13 protein-coding genes and 1 tRNA gene are annotated in these 20840 nt (G+C 67.2%); 10 read left to right on the plus strand and 4 right to left on the minus strand.

Annotation, left to right across the window (positions count from 1 at the left end; genetic code table 11):
• The first annotated feature begins 211 nt into the window (after window positions 1–211).
• The 8 genes from IB228_RS13620 to IB228_RS13655 all read left to right on the plus strand — a co-directional run bounded on the left by IB228_RS13620 (window position 212) and on the right by IB228_RS13655 (window position 10996).
• Window positions 212–2338 (plus strand): TonB-dependent receptor, encoded by a 2127-nt coding sequence (locus tag IB228_RS13620; protein WP_192198881.1) that lies wholly within the window; start codon window positions 212–214, stop codon window positions 2336–2338.
• A 348-nt stretch (window positions 2339–2686) separates the two neighbouring features.
• A complete protein-coding gene (gene thrA / locus IB228_RS13625; RefSeq protein WP_192198882.1) occupies window positions 2687–5194 on the plus strand; it encodes a bifunctional aspartate kinase/homoserine dehydrogenase I in 2508 nt (835 codons plus the stop codon).
• A gap of 26 nt (window positions 5195–5220) precedes the next feature.
• On the plus strand, window positions 5221–6141 hold the full coding sequence (locus IB228_RS13630) for a homoserine kinase (protein WP_183637416.1): 921 nt from the start codon (window positions 5221–5223) through the stop codon (window positions 6139–6141).
• 116 nt (window positions 6142–6257) lie between these two features.
• The gene (thrC, locus tag IB228_RS13635; protein WP_192198883.1) at window positions 6258–7553 is read left to right on the plus strand and encodes a threonine synthase; all 1296 of its coding nucleotides are present in this window, start codon (window positions 6258–6260) and stop codon (window positions 7551–7553) included.
• 5 nt (window positions 7554–7558) lie between these two features.
• On the plus strand, window positions 7559–8578 hold the full coding sequence (locus IB228_RS13640) for a L,D-transpeptidase (protein WP_183637410.1): 1020 nt from the start codon (window positions 7559–7561) through the stop codon (window positions 8576–8578).
• A 56-nt stretch (window positions 8579–8634) separates the two neighbouring features.
• Window positions 8635–9348, plus strand: a complete 714-nt coding sequence (locus IB228_RS13645) for a murein L,D-transpeptidase catalytic domain family protein (protein WP_183637407.1) — start codon at window positions 8635–8637, stop codon at window positions 9346–9348.
• 21 nt (window positions 9349–9369) lie between these two features.
• Window positions 9370–9846 (plus strand): OsmC family protein, encoded by a 477-nt coding sequence (locus tag IB228_RS13650; RefSeq protein WP_192198884.1) that lies wholly within the window; start codon window positions 9370–9372, stop codon window positions 9844–9846.
• Between the two features lie 115 nt (window positions 9847–9961).
• On the plus strand, window positions 9962–10996 hold the full coding sequence (locus IB228_RS13655) for a LacI family DNA-binding transcriptional regulator (protein ID WP_343227083.1): 1035 nt from the start codon (window positions 9962–9964) through the stop codon (window positions 10994–10996).
• 32 nt (window positions 10997–11028) lie between these two features.
• Here the strand turns inward: IB228_RS13655 and IB228_RS13660 are convergent, their stop codons facing one another.
• Complete coding sequence (locus tag IB228_RS13660; protein WP_192198885.1) at window positions 11029–12702, minus strand: alpha-amylase family glycosyl hydrolase; 1674 nt, start codon at window positions 12700–12702, stop codon at window positions 11029–11031.
• Window positions 12702–14093, minus strand: coding sequence for an MFS transporter (locus IB228_RS13665; RefSeq protein ID WP_183637397.1), 1392 nt, complete (start codon window positions 14091–14093; stop codon window positions 12702–12704). Before IB228_RS13665 ends, IB228_RS13660 begins: the two co-directional genes overlap by 1 nt.
• A gap of 375 nt (window positions 14094–14468) precedes the next feature.
• Here IB228_RS13665 and IB228_RS13670 point away from each other — a divergent pair, with 375 nt between their 5' ends.
• Both IB228_RS13670 and IB228_RS13675 read left to right on the plus strand, forming a co-directional pair.
• Window positions 14469–16085 carry an alpha-glucosidase family protein gene (locus IB228_RS13670; protein WP_192198886.1) on the plus strand — a complete coding sequence of 539 codons (1617 nt, stop codon included), beginning with the start codon at window positions 14469–14471 and terminating at the stop codon, window positions 16083–16085.
• 277 nt (window positions 16086–16362) lie between these two features.
• Complete coding sequence (locus IB228_RS13675) at window positions 16363–19110, plus strand: TonB-dependent receptor (RefSeq protein ID WP_192198887.1); 2748 nt, start codon at window positions 16363–16365, stop codon at window positions 19108–19110.
• A 313-nt stretch (window positions 19111–19423) separates the two neighbouring features.
• Here the strand turns inward: IB228_RS13675 and IB228_RS13680 are convergent.
• Together IB228_RS13680 and rnd are read right to left on the minus strand one after the other, a co-directional pair.
• A tRNA-Ala gene (locus IB228_RS13680) sits at window positions 19424–19499 on the minus strand.
• Window positions 19500–19624: 125 nt separating this feature from the next.
• The gene (gene rnd / locus IB228_RS13685) at window positions 19625–20716 is read right to left on the minus strand and encodes a ribonuclease D (RefSeq protein WP_192198888.1); all 1092 of its coding nucleotides are present in this window, start codon (window positions 20714–20716) and stop codon (window positions 19625–19627) included.
• Window positions 20717–20840: the final 124 nt, after the last annotated feature.

Below are 20840 nucleotides of genomic sequence, written 5' to 3' on the forward strand. Positions count from 1 at the left end.
GGACAAAAATTGACCACATCGAATTGTGCCGAATTCCGTGCGCAATCCCGTCATCGCCGACTAGATGTCGAATGCATGACAAAAAGAATATTGAAGACGGGGCAGCGCTGACAGCGCAGGAAACGCACCCGCCATGCGACGGAGCCCGGGATTCGTGAGCGGCTCCGGACGCGTTCCGTTTCTACATTCGATATTCCAGGAGAGAGTCGCCGTGGTATCCCTTTGCCATCCGCCATCAGGAACGCTTCGCCATGGACCGGCGCTTACCCGCATCGCCGTCGCACTGGCGGTCGCCATCGCGCCGCCATCGGCGCTGGCCCAGGCGGCCGACAACCCGCCCACGCCTGTTGACGCGCAAGCGGGTGTTGCCCGGGCCGCCGACGAGCAGGCCGTGGATCTCGGCTCCGTGACGGTCACCGCGCGCAAGCGCGACGAACGCAACCTGGACGTGCCGATCGCGGTGACCGCGATCACCGGCGAACAGATCGATGCGATGGGCATCGACAACGTCGGCGACGCGATTTCGTTCTCACCCGGCGCGGCGGCGTACGATGCCGGCGGCGCGTTCACCTACATCCAGATCCGCGGCGCGTCCGCGCGCCAGGGCAGCAACGAGAACGGCTACTACCTCGACGAAGTGCCGTTCAACGGCGTGACCGTGCCCTGGTATCCGGAAACCCGCTCGTTCGACATCGAGCGCATCGAGATCCTCAAGGGGCCGCAGGGCACCCTGTTCGGCGAGGGATCCATGGGCGGCACGGTGCGGGTCATCACCCGCAAGCCCGAGTTCAACAGCTTCCGCGCGGGCGTGGAAACCTCGTACAGCAACACCGAGGGCGGCACCGACGGCTGGGGTGTCAAGGCAATGGTGAACGTGCCGCTGGTGGACGACACCCTGGCGATGCGCTTCGGCGTCACCGACGAGTCCCTTTCGGGCTGGCTGAGAAACCGCCAGACCGGCGAGGAGAACATCAACGAACAGCGCATCAGGACCGGCCGCGCCAAGCTGCGCTTCGCGCCGAACGAGCGCTTCAACCTCGATCTTTCGTACTGGAAGTTCAAGGCGCATTCGCCGGGCGGATTCGAGGCGGCCTACGACGACATGAGCGTGGATTCCTACTACGACGTGCGCAACGAATGGGATTCCGGCAGCCTGACCGCCAGCTATGCCTTCGACGATTCGCAACTGCTGTACGTGTTCTCGGACGGCAGCCTGTGGCGCGGGCTGAGTGGAATGATCAACCCGACAACGGCCTATGCGGGCACGGTCGACATCGGCGTGCGCACCCATGAATTACGCTGGTCATCGACCGGCGAACGTGCGGTGGACTGGACGATGGGCTACTACCTGCGCAAGGCGATACGCCGGGATTCGTCCGCGATGACCGGCCTGTCGCCGACCCGGTCCTCGCAGACCAATGACTCGTTCTCGCTGTTCGGCGAAGCGACCTGGCACATCAACGAAAAATGGGCCGCGACCGCCGGCGTCCGCTACTTCGAGGACAAGGTCGACTCGATGGATGTCAGCGCGACCACGCGCAATACGCTGCAGAAGACCTTCACCAACACCAGTCCGCGGCTCAGCCTGTCCTATGCCATCGACGGGAATTCCACGCTCTACGCCAGCGCGGCCAGTGGCTATCGCTCCGGCCAGCTGCAGCCGATTACCTCAATCGAACTGGCCGAGCAGGCCGGGATCGACCTGCCGGTCGGCACCAAGCCCGACGCGATCTGGAGCTACGAATTGGGCTACAAGGCGGTGTTCGACGAGGGACGCCTGTTGCTGGAGACCGCGGTGTTCTACAGCGACTGGAAGGATGTGCCGGTCTACATGTCACTGGCCGACGGCCTGTACAGCGGCATCCTCAATTCCGCCGGCTCCACCCAGAAAGGCGTGGAACTGGGGATCACCTGGATGCCGAACCGGTCGTGGGCGTTCAATTTCGGCGGCAGCGTGATCGACGCGGTCTACAAGGAAGATCTGGAAGGCACCCAGTTCCACAAGGGCACGCCGGTGTTCAACGTGCCCAGGACCACGCTCAACGGCGGGGTGGCCTACAACTGGCCGGTCGGCGATTCGCTCAAGGGCATCGCCCGCAGCGACCTGATGTACCACTCGCGGCGCGAAACCTCGGCCACCGCCGGCACCGAAGGGGGCGATGCGATCACCCGGCTGGCCGCGCGGGTTGGCCTGGAATCGCCCAGTGGCTGGTCCGCCTACCTGTTCGGCGAGAACCTCACCGACGAGGATGGCGCCACCGATGCCCGCAGCATGACCGGCGCGGCGACCCGCCTGCGGCCGCGGACCTTCGGTGTCGAGTTCCGCTACAACTATTGAGGAAAGCCGCCCCTCCCGGCGTGGCCGGGAGGGGACAGGGCGGTCAGGAGCCATTGATGCAACGCAGCACTTGACAGCCTGCCCGCTCTTCGTGTCCCCTACGGGAATGCGCCCGAACGCCCCGTCCACCGTCGATTCCATACGCCCGGCCCCGTCGCCGGCGGTGGCTTCCGCCTGGGCCGGTGTCGCGTCGGCCGCCACCACTACCACCACCATTACCACCCCGATTAGCAGGGTGCGGCTGGTTGTGTTCGCGTAATTCGCAAACCACGGCCCCGCACCCGAATCAGGATGCGGGGGAGCCCAAAGCCTGATCCGTGTACCGGGCCTCCTATCGAGGTTCCGTCCATGTCGTCCAGCGTCGCCACTCCACCCCAGCTTCCGTCCAAAACGCCGCAGTCCGCCACGGTCGTGCACAAGTTCGGCGGCACTTCCGTGGCCGACGCGGAACGCTATCGCCATGTCGCCCAGTTGCTGCTGGCGCGCGAGGAGGTCCAGCAGATCACCGTGGTCTCGGCGATGAAGGGCGTCACCGACGCGCTCATCGCCCTGGCCGAACTGGCGTCCGGCAACCTGGCCGAATGGCGCGATCGCTGGCACGAACTGCGCGCGCGCCACCGCGGCGCGGCGGTCGCGCTGCTGGCCGAGGACGCTGGTCCCACCCTGGAATGGATGGACGCGCGCTTCGACGAACTGGCCGAAATCCTCGGCGCGCTGGCGGTGATCGGCGAGTTGCCGCGCGAGGTGCTGGATCGGGTGCAGGGCCTGGGCGAAGTGTTTTCCGCGCATCTGCTGGGCGAGTACCTGCGGGGGCGCGGCGAGGATTGCGCGGTGCTGGATGCGCGCGACGTACTGGTGGTGGACCGCGGCGATCTGGGCGTGGACGTGGATTGGCTGCAGAGCGCGCAGCGGTTGTCGGACTGGCGCGCCGGGCACCCGCAGCGGCGACTGGTGGTCACCGGTTTCGTCGCCCGCGATCGCTCCGGCCGCATCACCACCCTGGGCCGCAACGGCAGCGACTACAGCGGTGCGATTTTCGCGGCCCTGTTCAACGCCGACGAACTGCACATCTGGACCGACGTGGACGGCGTGCTGTCGGCGGATCCGCGAGTGGTGCCGGAAGCGGTGCAGCTCAGCGCGCTCAGCTACGACGAAGCCTGCGAACTGGCCTACTTCGGCGCCAAGGTCGTGCACCCGCAGACCATGTCGCCGGCCATCGAGCGCGGCCTGCCCATCGTCATCCGCAATACCTTCCATCCCGAGCATCCGGGTACGAGAATCACCGCCGCCAGCGATGCGCACGGCCCGGTGAAGGGCCTGACCCTGAGCCCGGATCTGGCGGTGCTGAACCTGGAAGGCACCGGCCTGATCGGCGTGCCTGGCACCGCCGAGCGCGTGTTCGCCGCACTGCGCGACGCGCGGGTGTCGGTGGTGATGATTTCGCAGGGGTCCTCGGAGCATTCGATCTGCTGCGTGGTCAAGAGCGCCGAGGCGCAACGGGCGCAGAACGCGCTGCTCAATGCGTTCGCCCATGAACTGACCATCGGCCAGGTCCAGCGCGTGCAGCGCACCGACGGGGTCAGCGTGCTGGCTGCGGTCGGCGACGGCATGGCCGGCCAGCCCGGCGTGGCCGCGCGCCTGTTCGAGGCGCTGGGACGAGCGCGGGTCAACATCCTGGCGATCGCCCAGGGTTCGTCGGAGCGCAACATCTCCGTGGCCATCGACAGCGCCGACGCGACCAAGGCCTTGCGCGCCGCGCACGCGGGATTCTGGCTGTCGCCGCAGACCTTCTCGGTCGGCGTGATCGGTCCGGGCAACGTCGGCGCCACCCTGATCGAACAATTGCGCGCGGCGCAGCCGCAATTGCTGGGCAAGGCCAACCTGGATCTGCGCCTGCGCGCGATTGCCTCCAGCCGCAAGATGCTGCTGGACGAGCGCGGCATCGGTGCCGACTGGCGCGAACGCTTCGAGGCCGGGACGCAGGAGGCCGATCTGGATCGCTTCACCGCCCATCTGCTGTCGGCGCACCTGCCGCACGCGGTGATCGTGGATTGCAGCGCCAGCCCGGAAGTGGCCGAACGCTACGCCGACTGGCTGGCCGCCGGCATCCACGTGGTCACCCCGAACAAGCAGGCCGGCGCCGGTCCGCTGGCCCGCTACGAGGCCATCCGCGAAGCCACCGCCGCCAGCGGCGCGCGCTTCCGCTACGAGGCCACGGTCGGCGCCGGCCTGCCGGTGATCTCGACCCTGCGCGATCTGCTCGATACCGGCGATGCGGTGGTGTCGGTCGAAGGCATCTTCTCCGGCACCCTGGCGTGGCTGTTCAACAAGTACGACGGCAGCGTGCCGTTCTCGCAACTGGTCACCGAGGCGCGCGGGCTGGGCTATACCGAGCCGGATCCACGCGACGACCTGTCCGGCACCGACGTCGGCCGCAAGCTGGTGATCCTGGCGCGCGAGGCCGGGCGCTCGCTGGCGCTGGAGGACGTGGCGATCGAGAGCCTGGTGCCGGAAGCGCTGCGCAACGCCAGCGTGGAGGATTTCATGGCGCGGCTGCCGGAGGTGGACGCCGTGTTCGCCGAGCGCCTGGCGCAGGCGAAGGCCGCCGGCCAGGTGCTGCGCTATGTCGCCCGGCTGGACGGCGAGGGCCGGGCGCGGGTCGGGCTGGTCGCGCTACCGGCGGCGCACGCGTTCGCCAACCTGCGCCTGACCGACAACATCGTGCAGTTCACCACCCGGCGTTACTGCGACAATCCGCTCATCGTGCAGGGGCCGGGCGCCGGTCCGGAAGTGACCGCGGCCGGCGTGTTCGCCGATCTGCTGCGGGTGGCCGCCGGACAGGGAGCCAGGCTGTGAAGGAGGAACAGGTGGGAGCAACGGCAATGACCGACACGGCGAGCGCGTTCTCGCCGGCTTCGGTGGGCAACGTGGGGGTGGGATTCGACATCCTGGGCCACGTGATCGAAGGCGCGGGCGATACCGTGCACGTACGGCGCATCGCCGCGCCGGAAGTGCGCATCGCCGACATCCGCGGCGCCACCGTGGATCTGCCGCGCGACGCGCCCGGCAATACCGCCGGCGCGGCGCTGATTTCGCTGCTGGAGGCGGAACATCCCGGCTTCGGTTTCGAAATCGAGATCGAAAAGGGCATCCCGCTGGGATCCGGCATGGGCGGTTCGGCCGCATCGTGCGTGGCCGCGCTGGTGGCCGCCAACGCGCTGCTGCCACGGCCGCTGTCGCGCGAGGCGCTGTATCCGCATGCGCTGGTCGGCGAAGCGGTGGCCAGCGGCGGACGCCATGGCGACAACCTCGGGCCGATGCTGCTGGGTGGCCTGGTGCTGTCGACCGCGGATCGGCTGGTGCCGATTCCGGTGCCCGAGGCGTGGCATTGCGTGCTGGTGCATCCGGACGCGGTGCTGGAAACCCGGCGCGCGCGTGCGGCGCTGGCCGGCGCCTACGAACTGAAGGAGTTCGTCGCCCAGAGCGCGCATCTGGCGCTGCTGCTGGCCGGCTGCCAGCGCGGCGATGCGACGCTGGTGCGCGAAGGGCTCAACGACGTGCTGATCGAACCGCGCCGCGCGCCGCTGATCGGCGGTTTCGACGCGGCCAAGGCGGCGGCGCTGGCGGCCGGTGCGATGGGCGCCAGCATTTCCGGCGCCGGACCCAGCGTATTCGCCTGGTTCGAGTCCCGCGCGCGGGCCGAAGCGGCGGCGCCAGGCATCCAGGCGGCGTTCGCGGCCGCGGGTTTCGACAGCCAGGCCTGGGTGTCGCCGATCGCGGCGCCGGCGGCGCGGTTGCTGTAGCGCGCGGATCTTTCGCGGGCGGCGCGGCCGGTGTTCAGCCGCCGACGCCCGCGATCACCGCCAACACGCGGTCGGCCACTTGGGCCACCGGCAATCCCTCCCCCTACGGAAAAACGATGAATTTCATCTCCACCCGCGATGCTTCCGAACCTGCCAGCCTGAGCGCGGCGATTGCCGCGGGCCTGGCGCCCGATGGCGGCCTGTATGTGCCCATGCGACTGCCTGCGTCGCGCACGCTGCGCGCCGGTGCGAACCTGGCCGATACCGCGACCGGGTTGCTGGCGCCATTTTTCGAAGGCGATGCGCTGGAACCGGAGCTGCCGGCGATCTGCCGCGAAGCTTTCGATTTCCCTGCGCCGTTGAAGCCGCTGGCCACCCCGGGCGATCACGTGCTGGAGCTGTTTCATGGCCCGACCGCCGCGTTCAAGGATTTCGGCGCGCGCTTCCTGGCCGCCTGCCTGGTCCGGCTGCGGCAAGAAGACGCGCAGCCGCTGACCATCCTGGTGGCGACCTCGGGCGACACCGGCGCCGCGGTCGCCGCAGCGTTCCATCGCCAGCCCGGCCTGCGCGTGGTGGTGCTGTATCCGGACGGACGGGTCTCGCCACGGCAGGCGCATCAGCTGGGATGTTTCGGCGACAACGTCAGCGCGCTGCGGGTGGCCGGCGCGTTCGACGATTGCCAGGCGTTGGTGAAGCGCGCCCTCAACGACGGTGCGTTGCAGGCACGGGTGCCGCTGAGTTCGGCCAACAGCATCAGCCTGGGCCGGCTGCTGCCGCAGATGAGCTACTACGCCGACGCGGCGCTGCGCCACCAGGCGTCAACCGGCGAATTGCTCAACCTGGTGATTCCGACCGGCAACCTCGGCAACGCGCTGGCCGCGATCCTGGCGCGCGCGCTGGGCGTGCCGCTGGGCCGGATCGTGCTGGCGACCAACGCCAACCGGGTACTGCCGGCTTACTTCGGCGGCGGCGACTACGCGCCGCAGGCGAGCGTGGTGACGATCGCCAACGCGATGGACGTTGGCGCGCCGAGCAATTTCGAGCGGTTGCGCTGGCTTTATCGTGGCGATGACGCCGCATTGCGCGCCGCATTCACCGCGCGCAGCGTGGGCGATGCCGCGATTCGCGAAACCATTGCGCGCCGGCATGCCGATTTCGGCGAAGTGTTCTGCCCGCATACCGCCACCGCGGTGAACGTGCTGGAGCAATTGCGCGCGGCGGGCGAGGGCGGACATTGGGCGGTCGCCGCGACCGCGCATCCGGCCAAGTTCGAAAGCATCGTCGAGCCGTTGAGCGGCCGACCGGTCGAAGTCCCGTCGGCGTTGGCGAATCTGCTAGCGCGGCCGGCCCACGCCGATCCGATGCCGGCGGATTACGACGCCTTGCGTGATCGGTTGGCGGCCCTATCCTGAGCGGCATGAAGAAAAACCTCGTCATCTCCCTGGCCCTGGGCATCGCCCTCGGCCTGGCCACCACCGCCAGCGCCCAGACCGCGCAGGATGCCAGCCGGCTGAAGCCGGGCGAATACATCTGGGCGCCGCAGGTCGCGCCGGAAGGTCCGGTGGTGCTGGTGGTCAGCCTGGACGAGCAGCGCGCCTACGTGTATCGCAACGGCATCGCGATTGGCGTGTCCACGATCAGCTCCGGCAAGCCAGGCAAGGACACGCCGACCGGCGTGTTCACCATCCTGCAGAAGAACAAGGATCACCGCTCCAACCTCTACAACAACGCGCCGATGCCCTACATGCAGCGGCTGACCTGGGACGGCATCGCCCTGCATGGGGGGCATCTGCCCGGTTATCCGGCCTCGCATGGCTGCGTGCGCCTGCCGCAGGCGTTCGCCGAACAACTGTTCGGCATCACCCAGCGCGGCGACACCGTGGTGGTAGCCAACGCCAAGGCCGCTCCGGCCAGCGTGGTGCACCCGGCGGTGCTGGCGCCGGTCACCCGCAGCGGCCAGGCGGTGGCGGCGCCGTTGGGCGAGTTCGAGGTCTATTGGAACGAGGCGGCGGCGCCGCAGGGGCCGGTCAGCATCCTGGTCAGCCTGTACGACCGGCGGGTATCGGTGCTGCGCGACGGCGTCCTGATCGGGTCGGCGCCGCTGCAGCGGGTTGGCGATCTGGAACTGAACGGCACCGTGCTGTTCGTGATGACCACGGAGATGGAAGACATTCCCAGCCTGCTGGATCCGCAGCGGCACCAGCACCGCTGGGTCGCCCACCGGGTGCTGGGCGAGGATGGCGCGGCGATGCCCACGTTGCAGGCGCTGGGCCAATCCTTCTGGGTACCGGAGGCGTTCTCGCGCCGCCTGTATGGCATCCTGCAGCCCGGTACCACCGTGCTGGTCTCGGATCTGCCCGGGGTGCGCGCAACGCCGGCCGAACAGCCGGCCGAGCCCGTCTTGGAATCGGATCCCGGCGGCCCCATCCAGCCCTGACGCGATGGCCAGCGGAACGGCGCTCGCTACTTTCCTCCGTTGCCTCGTGGTTCCGTATGCCGCCCCGTTTCCGCCTGCTTTCCCTCGCCAGTCTGCTCGCCAGCGTCGCCTTGCCGGGGCACGCGCAGAACGCACCCGCCACGGGCCTGGTCGACCAGCTCGCGCGCACCGCGCCGAAACTGGATCGCAAGGTGCTTTCGCTCGCCACCCAGGCGATGTCCTGCGCACTGCGCGGCACCGCGCTGCCGCCAACCCTGAGCGTGATCGACTATTCGCGCCCGTCCACCCAGCCGCGCCTGTGGGTGTTCGATCTGGCGCGGCAGCGCTTGCTGTTCGAGGAGTGGGTGGCGCATGGCCGCAACACCGGCGAAAACCTGGCCAGTCGATTCTCCAATGAAAACGGCAGCTACATGTCCAGCCTGGGCGCCTTCCGCACCCAGGAAGCCTACGTGGGCGGCAATGGCTATTCGCTGCGCCTGGAAGGGCTGGAACCGGGCATCAACGACCGCGCGCGCGAACGCGCCATCGTCATCCACGGCGCGCCCTATGTCAGCGAAACCCTGATCCGCCAGCAGGGGAGGCTTGGCCGCAGCCTGGGCTGCCCGGCGGTGCGCACGGCGGTGGCGCGGCCGCTGATCGACACCATCCGCAACGGTTCGTTCGTATTTGCCTACTATCCCGACCAGGACTGGCTGCGTCATTCTCAGTTGCTCGGCGCGGCCTGCGAAGGCGGCACGGCCGGCACCACCGCCGCGCGCGCCCAACCCTGATGTCCTTCCGGAGCCCTTTCGATGAGCGAGAACCCGCGCCTGACCGTCACCCTGCACCAGGAGCAGGATTTCCAGTTCCGGGTCCGTTTCGACGGCACCGCCATTCCCGAATTGCTGACCGATGAATCCGAGCCGCTCGGGCAGGGCGCCGGTCCCAGCCCGACGCTGATGCTGACCACCGCGATTGCCAACTGCCTGTCGGCCAGCCTGTTGTTCGCGATGCGCAAGTTCAAGAACCAGCCGGGACCGCTGGTGACCACCGCGACCACCGAACTGGCGCGCAATGAACAGGGCCGGTTGCGGGTCGGCCACGTGCAGGTGGACATCCAGTTGGCCGAGGCGGCCGAGGCGTATCAGTCGCTGGAACGGTTGCTGGCCCAGTTCGAGAACTTCTGCACGGTGACCGAGAGCGTCCGCCAGGGCGTGGAGGTTTCGGTCAGCGTCCGCGATGCCGATGGCGTGCAGTTGCACGGCATCGAGGTGCCGGCCGGCGCCTGAACACCGCCGGCGCATCGGCCGGAACCCGCCGCGAACGCTTATCCGCCGGCCTGCGCTGCCGCCGGCGCGGCCACGTGGCATGATGCGGGGGTATGCCGAACATGCCCCGTCCCTCGTGATCGCTCCCATCAAAGGCAAGGCCACGTCGCTGGACATCGCCCATTTGGCGGGCGTGTCGCAGCCGACCGTGTCGCGCGCGCTGCGCGGCAGCCCGATGGTCAACGAGGAAACCCGCAAACGCATCCAGGCGATCGCTGCGGAACTGAACTACAAGGTCGACAAGAACGCCTCCAACCTGCGCCGCCAGCACTCCGGCACCATCGCGCTGTTGTTCTTCGAGGACCCGACCCCCGACGATTCCCAAATCAATCCGTTCTTCCTGTCGATGCTGGGCTCGATCACCCGCGCCTGCGCGCTGCAGTCCTACGACCTGCTGATCTCGTTCCAGCAGCTGTCGACCAACTGGCAGGCCGACTACGAGGACAGCAACAAGGCCGATGGCCTGATCCTGCTGGGCTATGGCGATTACCTGGAAGCGCAGTCGCGGCTGGAGCAACTGGTCCAGCAGGGCACCCATTTCGTGCGCTGGGGCGCGGTGCTGCCCGGACAGCCCGGCGTCTCGATTGGCTGCGACAACTTCCGGGGCGGCCACGACATCACCGTGCACTTGATCGGGCAGGAGCGGCGCGATATCGCCTTCCTCGGCCATGCCTCCAACCATTACCCGGAGTTCTTCGAGCGCTATCGCGGTTACGCGCAGGCGCTGCAGGCCGCCGGCAGTCCCGCGCAGCCGTCATTGCAGGTGGACGCGGTGACCAGCGAGCAGTCCGGCTACGAGGCGGTGCAGGAACTGCTCAGGCGCAAGGTCCGTTTCGATGCCATCTTCGCCGCCAGCGACCTGATCGCGATCGGCGCGATGAAGGCGCTTCACGAACACGGTCGACGGATTCCGCAGGACGTGGCGGTGGCCGGTTTCGACGACATCCCGCTGGCCGCCTTCGTCACCCCGGGCCTGTCGACCGTGCAGCAGGACACCAAGCGCGCGGGCCAGATCCTGGTCGACAGCCTGCTCCGGCTGATCAATGGCGATGCGGTGGAAAGCCAGTCGATTCCCGCGCGGGTGATCCTGCGCGGATCCACCGGCGCCTGATCACCAGCGGCTTCGCGCGCGCCACGCGGCCGTCAATCCGCTTTCGGTGTCTTGCGCTGCATCAGTTCGCGCAGGCGCTGGCGGGTGTCGGCGCGGGTGATGGCGCCATCGTGGAAGAACACGCGGACGCCGTGGGCGGGCACCTCGGCGCGCAGTGCTTCCCCTACCTGCTGGCGATCGCCGGTAAACGCGTCGCGCCATTCGCCGGGTTGCAGGTAGTCGCCCACCTTCATCGTCGCCGGCCGGTCCGCCTTGTTCAGCAGCACCAGCGCGGTCTGGCGCTGGCCGCCGTGATCGTAGACACGGTAGAACACGGCCTCATCGCCCTTGAGCGTCACGTTCAACTGCAGGCCGCGTTGCAAGGCGATGGAATCGCGGCGCAGTGTGGCGATGCGTTTCAGTGCGGCATGGATGGGATGTGCCGGTGCGGCGTCGATGCGTTCCTGGCCGAAGTAGTTGCGGTTGCCCGCGTGTTCAGCGCGCCCGCGCATGAAGCCGGTTTCCGAGCCGTAGTAGATCACCGGGATGCCGCGCGCGGTGAACAGCCAGTTGTGCGCATCGATGAAACCGCTGTCGGTGGCGTTCATGCGCGCCATGTCGTGGTTGTCGTAGAAGGTCATCAGATCGTACGGGTTGGCGTACGGACCGTCTTCCAGGTACAGCGCCTTGCCCAGTTCGGCGAAATCGCTGCCAGGCTTTTCGAACACTTCCGTCAGCTTCGCCTTCAGCGGGAAGTCGAGCACGCTGTAGCCGCCGTTGCGACGCCAGGTATGCCCGGCGATGCTGGCGGCGTCGTAGTTGAAGTTCTCGCCGAACATGAAGAACCCGGGCCGTTTGGCGCGGATGCGGTCGGCGAACCGCTTCCAGAACTCGTGTGGCATCCAGGCGATGGTGTCGACCCGGAACGCGGCCGCGCCCTGATCGATCCACTGTTCATAGGCGCCCACCAGATAGTCGAGCACTGCGGGATTGTCCTGGTCGAAGTCGGACAACTGGGCCAGGCCGCCACCGGTGTTGTAGAAGGCATGCAGCGGATTGCCGGCCGGATCCAGATCTTCCGGTCGCAGGTTCTGGTGATCGGCGACCAGCCGGCCGTCGCGGTCCCACAGCCTGCCGTACTGCGCCTGCGGCGTGGGCATGGTGTAGGACGGCGAGCCGTGGTTGGCGACGATGTCCAGCACCACGTCCAGTTGCTGATCTTTCATCGCGCGGGTAAAGCCGGCGAAATCCAGGCCCGGGCTCGGAAGATGTTCATCCAGCCGATAGAAGTTGATGCCCCAGTAGCCGTGATAGCCGGTCTTGCCGCGATCGGTGAAGGCGCCGTTCCAGATCACCGCATCGCCGCCGGTGAACGCCTCGTCGGGATTGTCGACGATCGGCGTGACCCACACCGAAGTGAAGCCGAGATCGCGGATGTAGCCGGCGTTGTCCAGCACGCCCTTGAAATCGCCACCCAGGTAGCCGACGTTGTCGGACTCGCCGGCCGGCGCGCCCGGTGTCGGCAGGTCGAAGCTGCGATGGGCGCCGCCCTGGTCGCGGTGATCGTTGCCGGGATCGCCGTTGACGAACCGGTCGGTCAGTACGAAGTACACCGCCTCGCGGGCGAAGGGTTCGGTGGTGCCGTGGAAATCGTCCGCGCGGACCGTGCCGGAAAACGACAGGGCGGGCAGCAGCGTCGCCAGCAGCGCGCATGCGGGATGTCGCATCAATGCACCTGGGGAGAAAAGGAGGCGGAGTCCGCGGGAGCAGTGTGTTCCTGCACGCGCAGCAGCGACAGCGCCGCCAGCAGCAGGCTGGCGCCGCTGATCACCAGCGCGAAGATCGGCTGGTTGCCGAAGAACGCACGCAGCACCGGGCCCAGCAGGGTGGCCGCGACGATCTGCGGGATCACGATGAACATGTTGAAGATGCCCATGTAGATGCCCATCCGGTCCGCCGGCACGTGGCTGGACAGCAGCGCGTAGGGCATCGACAGGATGCTGGCCCAGGCCACGCCGACCAGCGCGAAGGACAGGATCAGCCAGCCCGGCTGCGGCACGAACCACATCGACAGGAAGCCCAGGCCGCCCAGGACCAGCGAGCCGGCATGGACCGCCCTGCGGTTCAGCGGCAGGCGCGCGGCATACAGCGACAGCAGCAGCGCCACCAGCATCGACGACAGGCCGTAATAACCCATGTAGGAACCGACCAGGTCGGCCGCGTCCTGGAACGCGGCGTTGGCGCTCTGGAAGGCGGCGGCCTGCGCGGGGACGGCCATGTCGAACGCGGCCGGATCCGGTGCCGGTGCCTTGAACACATGCTCGGTCAGGCCGGGCGTGGCCATGCTCCACATCGCGAAGAAGGCCAGCCAGCTGAAGAACTGGACCGCGCCGAGGCGGCGCATCTGCGCCGGCATGTGGATCACGTGGTGCACGACTTCGGCGACCAGTCCTCCCTGGGCGTTTCGATTGGCCCGGAACCCTGCTTCGTCCTCAGGCGGATATTCCCGTGTGCTCAGTACCGTGACCAGGATGCTGGCGAGGAACACGAACGCGCCGATCGCGAAGGCGATCTTCACCGATGGCGGCACCACGCCCGGACCGGCCTCGTTGGGAACGCCCAGGTGGGCCACCAGCCACGGCAGGTTGCTGGCCAGCCAGGTGCCGATGCCGATGATCAGGGTCTGCAGGACGAAGCCGTAGGAGCGCTGGCTGTCCGGCAGCTTGTCGGCCACCAGCGCGCGGAACGGCTCCATGCTGACGTTGATCGAGGCATCCAGCACCCACAGCAGGCCCGCCGCCACCCACAGGGCAGGCGAGTGCGGCATGAACACCAGCGCGATCGAACTGAGGATCGCGCCGGCGAGGAAGTAGGGCCGGCGCCGGCCCAGCCGCGGATGCCAGGTGCGGTCGCTGAAGTAGCCGATCACCGGCTGCACCAGCAGGCCGGTCAGCGGCGCGGCGATCCAGAGCAGCGGCAGCGAATCCTTCTCCGCGCCCAGGGTCTGGAAGATGCGCGACATGAAACCGCCCTGCAGGGCAAATCCGAACTGGATGCCGAGGAAGCCGAACGACATGTTCCAGATCTGCCAGAAGGACAGGCGCGGCTTCGGGGTCATGCGGGATTCCTGTGCGGGAACGGTGGTCGCATCGCCGGCGGCGTGCGTTTCTGGTGCGGCGATTCTTGCAGCATCGCCCGCCGGTTCCATGCTGCACTGCAAACAGGAAATGGCGCTGGCGGAGACTTCCGGATGGCGCGACGCGTGCGCTAGGGAGTTGCAGGAAACAGCTTGTTTTCAGCGGCCTGGTGCGTATGAAAGAGCAGTCTTTCCGCGAGCGGGCTCGCCCGGTAGAGGTCCGCCGCGGTGCATCCATGCATACGTATTCATGCCGGTCCCGGCGCGTGCCGGCGCAACGCCGATGCGCGGACGTGGAATAGTGGCGCCCGTTGCGTGACCGGCCGGCACGCCGAAACCACGAGTTCCGGGGAAGCGATGGACAACAAGCATTGGTGGCGTGGCGCGGTGATCTACCAGATCTATCCACGCAGCTTCCTGGACACCGATGGCGACGGCGTGGGCGATCTGCCCGGCATCGTCGATCGGTTGGACTACATCGCCCGGCTGGGCGTGGACGCGATCTGGATTTCGCCGTTCTTCAAGTCGCCGATGGCCGATTTCGGCTACGACATCGCAGATTATCGCGACGTGGATCCGCTGTTCGGCACGCTGGCCGACTTCGATCGCCTGCTGGACAAGGCGCACTCGCTCGGCATCAAGGTGATGATCGACCAGGTGCTGAGCCACTGCTCGGCCGAGCACGCCTGGTTCAGGGAAAGCCGCGAGAGTCGCGACAATCCCAAGGCCGACTGGTATGTCTGGGCCGACCCGAAAGAAGACGGTACCGCCCCCAACAACTGGATGTCGCTGTTCGGCGGCGTGGCCTGGCGCTGGGAACCGCGCCGCGAGCAGTACTACCTGCACAACTTCCTGGCCGCGCAGCCGGATTTGAATTTCCACAATCCTGACGTGCGCGCCGCGACCCTGGACAACGTGAAGTTCTGGCTGGACAAGGGCGTGGACGGCCTGCGCCTGGATGCGATCAATTTCTGCTTCCACGACCGCCAACTGCGCGACAACCCACCCAAGCCCAAGGAGAAGCGGGTGGGGCGTGGTTTCAGCGCCGACAATCCCTACGCTTACCAGTATCACTACTACAACAATACCCAGCCGGAGAACGTCGCGTTCCTGGAGGAACTGCGCGCGCTGATGGATCGCTATCCGGACGTGGCCGCGCTGGGCGAGATTTCGTCGGAGGATTCGCTGGCGACGACCGCCGAGTACGTCAGCGAGCACAGGCTCCACATGGGCTACAGCTTCGAACTGTTGACCGACGACCACAGTGCCGGCTACATCCGCGGAACGGTCGAGCGGCTGGAAGCGGCGATGACCGAGGGCTGGCCCTGCTGGGCGGTGTCCAACCACGACGTGCAGCGGGCGGTGACGCGCTGGGGGCAGGGCGATGCCTCGCCCGGACTGGCGGCCCAACTGGTGGCGCTGGTGTGTTCGCTGCGCGGTTCGGTGTGCCTGTACCAGGGCGAGGAACTTGGACTGCCGGAAGCCGATGTGCCCTATGCGGATCTCCAGGACCCCTACGGCAAGACCTTCTGGCCGAATTTCAAGGGACGCGATGGCTGCCGCACGCCGATGCCCTGGACCACGCAGGAAAGCGCCGGTTTCAGCGATGGCCGGCCGTGGTTGCCGATTCCCGCCGGGCATCGCGCGATCAGTGTCGCCGCGCAGGAAGCCGATCCGTCATCCGTGCTCAACCGGGTGCGCGCCTTCCTGGCGTGGCGCCGCGGGCAACCGGCGTTGACGGCCGGTTCCATCACCTTCCTGGATGCACCGGAACCGGTGCTCGCTTTCCGTCGCGACGGCGAAGGACAGTCGCTGCTGGCGGTGTTCAATCTGTCCGCGCAGCCCGTGCACTGGTCCTTGCCGGATGGTCTTGCGGTGCGGCCCATCGATGGACCGGGCGTGATCCCGGGCCAGCTGGCGCAGGGCCGGATCACGCTGCCCGCGCGCGGCGTGTTCTACGCGCGCATCGACTGACAAGGACAAATCCGATTTCCCCGCGAGATCCACGGCGTCGCTCATTCAGGTGAGCGGCGTTCGCGCACGCATGCGTCGTTCCCGCGCCATTCCATGGAACCCCGGTTACACGCGTCGGAAAACGCGATGAATACGTATGCAGGCCGATTTGTGCGGGCTTTCCGGCCACTACCATTGCCGCACGTTCCGGTGCGTTCACCGCGTCGGCGCGCCAGACCCGGACGATCGCCCGCGACGCATCCGGTTCATCGCATACAACGTCCTTGGAGAGGGGAACATGTTGCAACACAAGCGCAATCTGCTGAGCGCGGCGCTGGCTTCCGCCATCGCACTGGCCGCGACCGGCGTACAGGCCCAGACCACCACCACCGGCCAGGATCCGCAAGCCGAGGCCACCGAGCTCGATACGGTCACCGTCACCGGCATCCGCCGCGGCATCGAGGAAGCGATCTCGGTCAAGCGCGATTCCACCTCGATCGTCGAGGCGATCTCCGCCGAGGACATCGGCAAGCTGCCCGACATCAGCATCGCCGAGTCGCTGGCGCGCCTGCCCGGTCTGGCCGCGCAGCGTGTCGCCGGCCGTGCCCAGGTGATCAGCGTGCGCGGCCTGTCGCCCGACTTCTCCACCACGCTGCTCAACGGTCGCGAGATGGTCAGCACCGGCGACAACCGCAGCGTCGAGTTCGACCAGTATCCGTCCGAGTTGATGAGCGGCGTCACCGTCTACAAGACACCCGACGCGGGGCTGGTCGGGCAGGGCCTGTCCGGCACGCTGGACATGCAGACCGTGCGCCCGCTGAGTTTCGACGAGCCGGTCGGTGCGATCGGTTTCCGTGGCCAGCGCAACTCGCTGGGCAAGGCGGCGGACGCGTCGGCCTACGGCGAACGCATCAACGCCAGCTACATCACCCAGTCCAAGGACCGTCGCTTCGGTTTCGCGATTGGCTATTCGCACTCCAAGACCCCGATCCAGGAAAACCAGGTCGGCCTGTACGAGCCGTGGCAGGCGATTGGAGACAACTGGCGTCCGGGCGTGCCGGCCGGCACATTCTATTCGGACGGCATCAAGGCGCTGCGCCGTACCGGCGAGACCAAGCGCGATGGCGTGATGGCGACCCTGCAGTTCCGCCCGTCCAATGCCTGGACCAGCACGCTGGACCTGTTCCACTCCGAGGCCGAACAGGTCAACACGGCGAACCAGTTCGAAGTGCATATCGGCGATTACAACGGCGGCTACGGGCGGTTGAACGTCACCAACCCGGTCATCAACGGCAACAATACCTTCACCGGTGGCACCGCCAACAACGTGTACCCGCTGGTCCGCGGCATGTACAACTACCGCGAGGACGAGATCAACGCGTTCGGCTGGAACAACGAATTCAACGTGGGGCAGGTTCGCCTGGTCGCGGATATCAGCTATTCCAAGACCAAGCGCGACGAGATCAATCTCGAGAACAACACCCAGTTGCTGCCGGCGCCGCAACTGGATTCGATCGCGCTGGCCTATCGCCAGAACAACTTCTCCCAGCTCAACCCGGGCCTGGATTATTCCAATCCCGAAACGCTGTTCCTGACCAACACCATCTATGGCTCCGGCTACGGCAAGACCCCGAAGGTCGAGGATGAACTGAAGGCCATCAAGCTGGCGGCATCGCTGCCGCTGCCCGAATCCTGGGGCTGGTTCTCCGATCTCGACGTGGGCGTGAACTACGCCGATCGCCACAAGTTCAAGCGCCAGCCCGAAGGCAACATCAACCTCGGTGCGCAGGGCGTCACCGCGATCGGTTCGGATCTACAGTACGGCCTGGTGGATCTGAACTTCGCCGGCGTCGGTTACATCCCGTCCTGGAACGTGCCGGCCGCGGTCGCGCGCTACATGGTGTTCAACCCGGTCGACAACCTGTCCTACCTGATTCCAAAGGCGTGGGACGTGGACGAGGAAATCTCCACCGCGTTCGTCCGCGCCAACATCGATACCGAATGGGGCGGGGTGCCGGTGCGCGGCAATATCGGCGTGCAGGTCCAGCACGTCGACCAGGCCTCGCAGGCGCGCTACTGGGACAGCACCCAGCCGGCCGGCAGCAACATCCAGCCGCTGGATGGCGGCAAGAGCTATGCCGACGTGCTGCCCAGCCTGAACCTGGCGTTTTCCTTCCCGAACGAGCAGACCCTGCGCGTGGGCCTGGCCAAGCAGGTGGCGCGTCCGCGCGTGGACGAGCTGCGTTCCTCGCTGGAGTTCGGCGTCAACACCGCCACCGGCGAACCGGGCGCGAGCGGCGGCAATCCGAACCTGGATCCGTGGCGCGCCTACGCGTTCGATCTGTCCTACGAGAAGTACTTCGGCACCAAGGCGTATGTCTCGGCTGCGTTCTTCTACAAGGATCTGCGCACTTACATCTTCACCGAGAAGCGCTACGGCTACGACTTCACCGATTTCCTGGTGGACTACGTGCCCGGCCCGAACGAGCCGCCGACCCAGACCACCGGTCCGTTCACCGCGCCGTACAACGGCACGGGCGGCACCCTGAAGGGCCTGGAACTGACCGCCTCGCTGCCGCTGGATCTGTTCAGCGATGCGCTGCAGGGCTTCGGCATCATCGCCAGCGCCGGCTTCAACGACAGCGACATCACCATCCCGCCGCCGCCGAACGCGCAGAGCAGCGTGGGCAGCCAGAACATCATGCTGCCGGGCCTGTCCAAGCGGGTGTACAACCTGACCGCGTACTACGAGCGCAATGGTTTCGAGGCGCGGGTCAGCCAGCGTCGCCGTTCCGACTTCATCGGCGAAATCGGCAACTTCGATGGTGACCGCTCGCTGCGCTATGTGGTGGGCGAGGACATCACCGACGCGCAGATCGCCTACAACTTCGGTGACGGCAGCGCGCTGTCCGGCCTGAGCATCCTGTTCCAGGTCAGCAACCTGACCAACTCGCCGTACCAGACCTACGCCGGCAGCAAGGACCGGCCGCTGGAATACATCGAGTGGGGCCGCACCTACCTGTTCGGTGTGAACTACCGGTTCTGATGCCGGCACGCATCGAGGGAAACGGAGACTGCCGGCGCAAGCCGGCAGTTTCTTTTTGTGCGGTGCCGAAACGACCCGGTTTCATTGGGACAGGTGTGGTCAAATTTTCGCCAACCACCTTGACAGCCTTGCGGGGACTGGGCGCGCGCGGGTTATCCACATCTTTGTGCAGATTTCATCCACACCGGTTGTGGACAAGCGGAACGGCCGCGTCGTGAGCGGCAGGTCGGCAAGCGGCAGGCACGAACACCGACGCGCGAACGAAGAGCGCAAAAAGAAAGGGCCAGGCTCGCGCCTGGCCCTTCCGATATTTTGGTGGAGAGGATGGGGATCGAACCCACGACCTCGTCATTGCGAACGACGCGCTCTCCCAGCTGAGCTACCCCCCCACGAGGGTGAGACAAGTCTAGCGCCTCGCGCTCCGGTTGCCAACCGGGAGGGGATTCAGCCCAAGTCGCGGGCGATTGCTGCCTGCAGCCGCATCAGGATGTGGAACCGCGCCGCGTCGGATGCGTCATCCGGCCGTGATGGCGGCTTCGTCGCGCTCAAGCAGCGGTTCCAGCTCGGCCCGGCGCCAGCCGGACAGGGCGCCGGGCCATTGTCCGGATTCCAGCAGGACTTCCAGGTAGCGACGCGAGGCCAGCACGCCGTCGGGCAGGCCCAGTTCCGCGCTGCGGCGGGCCACCGCGTCCTGCAGCTTGCGCAGCGCGGCCTTGTCGCGATCGGTGGCGGCGCGGGCCAGCGGTGCTTCGGCCTCGTCCGCCAGCGGAGTGGACAAGCCCTCCCAGAGTGCGTCGGCCAGCTTGCGTGGCGCCTTGGGCTGGGCGTCCAGCCAGCGACCCAGCGCGGCGCGATCGGCCGGCGGCGTGCGTGCCAGCGCCACCGCCATTTCATTGTCCAGAATCCAACTGCGTGGCTTGTCGCTGCGACGGGCGGCGGCATCGCGCCAGCGCAGCAACCGCAGCAGGCGATGCTGGGCGGACGCATCCAGGAACTGCGCGCTGCGCATGGCCAGGTGCGGCCAGCGATCGCCTTCTTCCTGGGTCGCGTTTTCCAGCAGGCGCCGGCTGTCCTCGACCAGCCATTCGCTGCGTCCGCTTTCATGCAGCCGGGCGGCGAGGTCGTCGTGCAGCGCGAACAGGTAATGCACGTCGTCGGCGGCGTACTTGAGTTGCGATTCGCTGAGTGGACGGCGCAGCCAGTCCGACCGAGTTTCACCCTTGGCCAGGGCGACGCCGGTGATCTGTTCGACCAGCTTCTGGTAGCCGATGCCGGCGGCGACGCCGGCCAGGGCGGCGGCGATCTGGGTGTCGAACAGCGGTTGCGGCACGGCGCCGCAGGTGTAGCCCAAGGCGACCAGGTCCTCGCTGGCGCTGTGCATGACCTTGAGAATGCGGGTATCGCCGAGGATCGTCGCCAGCGCCTGCGGCATGCCGGGTTGCAGCGGATCGATCAGGAGGATTTCCTCGCCCACGGCCATCTGGACCAGCGCCAGCTGGGGCCAGAAGGTGCGCTCGCGGACGAACTCCGTGTCCAGGCCGATGCGGGCCGGGGGCGTGGCGAAGAACGCGGCGAGGGCGTCCGGGGTTTGAATCCAATGGGGCACGAAATCTCCGCTGAATGCATTGGTTGCCGAGTCGGGAGACAATAGCCTACCGTCGCGGGACGGATTTCGGTGAGTGTGGAGGGCGGTTTGCGCGCGTTTGGCCTGCTGGTGCTGACCGGTCTGG

Source organism: Pseudoxanthomonas sp. PXM04 (assembly GCF_014851695.1).
In the GTDB taxonomy this organism is placed as follows: domain Bacteria; phylum Pseudomonadota; class Gammaproteobacteria; order Xanthomonadales; family Xanthomonadaceae; genus Pseudoxanthomonas_A; species Pseudoxanthomonas_A beigongshangi.

Coding starts and splice junctions, on each gene's coding strand:
- thrA (WP_192198882.1), top strand. CDS start 2,687: ATGTCGTCCAGCGTCGCCACTCCACCCCAGCTTCCGTCCAAAACGCCG.
- IB228_RS13630 (WP_183637416.1), top strand. CDS start 5,221: ATGACCGACACGGCGAGCGCGTTCTCGCCGGCTTCGGTGGGCAACGTG.
- thrC (WP_192198883.1), top strand. CDS start 6,258: ATGAATTTCATCTCCACCCGCGATGCTTCCGAACCTGCCAGCCTGAGC.
- IB228_RS13640 (WP_183637410.1), top strand. CDS start 7,559: ATGAAGAAAAACCTCGTCATCTCCCTGGCCCTGGGCATCGCCCTCGGC.
- IB228_RS13645 (WP_183637407.1), top strand. CDS start 8,635: ATGCCGCCCCGTTTCCGCCTGCTTTCCCTCGCCAGTCTGCTCGCCAGC.
- IB228_RS13650 (WP_192198884.1), top strand. CDS start 9,370: ATGAGCGAGAACCCGCGCCTGACCGTCACCCTGCACCAGGAGCAGGAT.
- IB228_RS13660 (WP_192198885.1), bottom strand. CDS start 12,702: ATGCGACATCCCGCATGCGCGCTGCTGGCGACGCTGCTGCCCGCCCTG.
- IB228_RS13665 (WP_183637397.1), bottom strand. CDS start 14,093: ATGACCCCGAAGCCGCGCCTGTCCTTCTGGCAGATCTGGAACATGTCG.
- IB228_RS13670 (WP_192198886.1), top strand. CDS start 14,469: ATGGACAACAAGCATTGGTGGCGTGGCGCGGTGATCTACCAGATCTAT.
- IB228_RS13675 (WP_192198887.1), top strand. CDS start 16,363: ATGTTGCAACACAAGCGCAATCTGCTGAGCGCGGCGCTGGCTTCCGCC.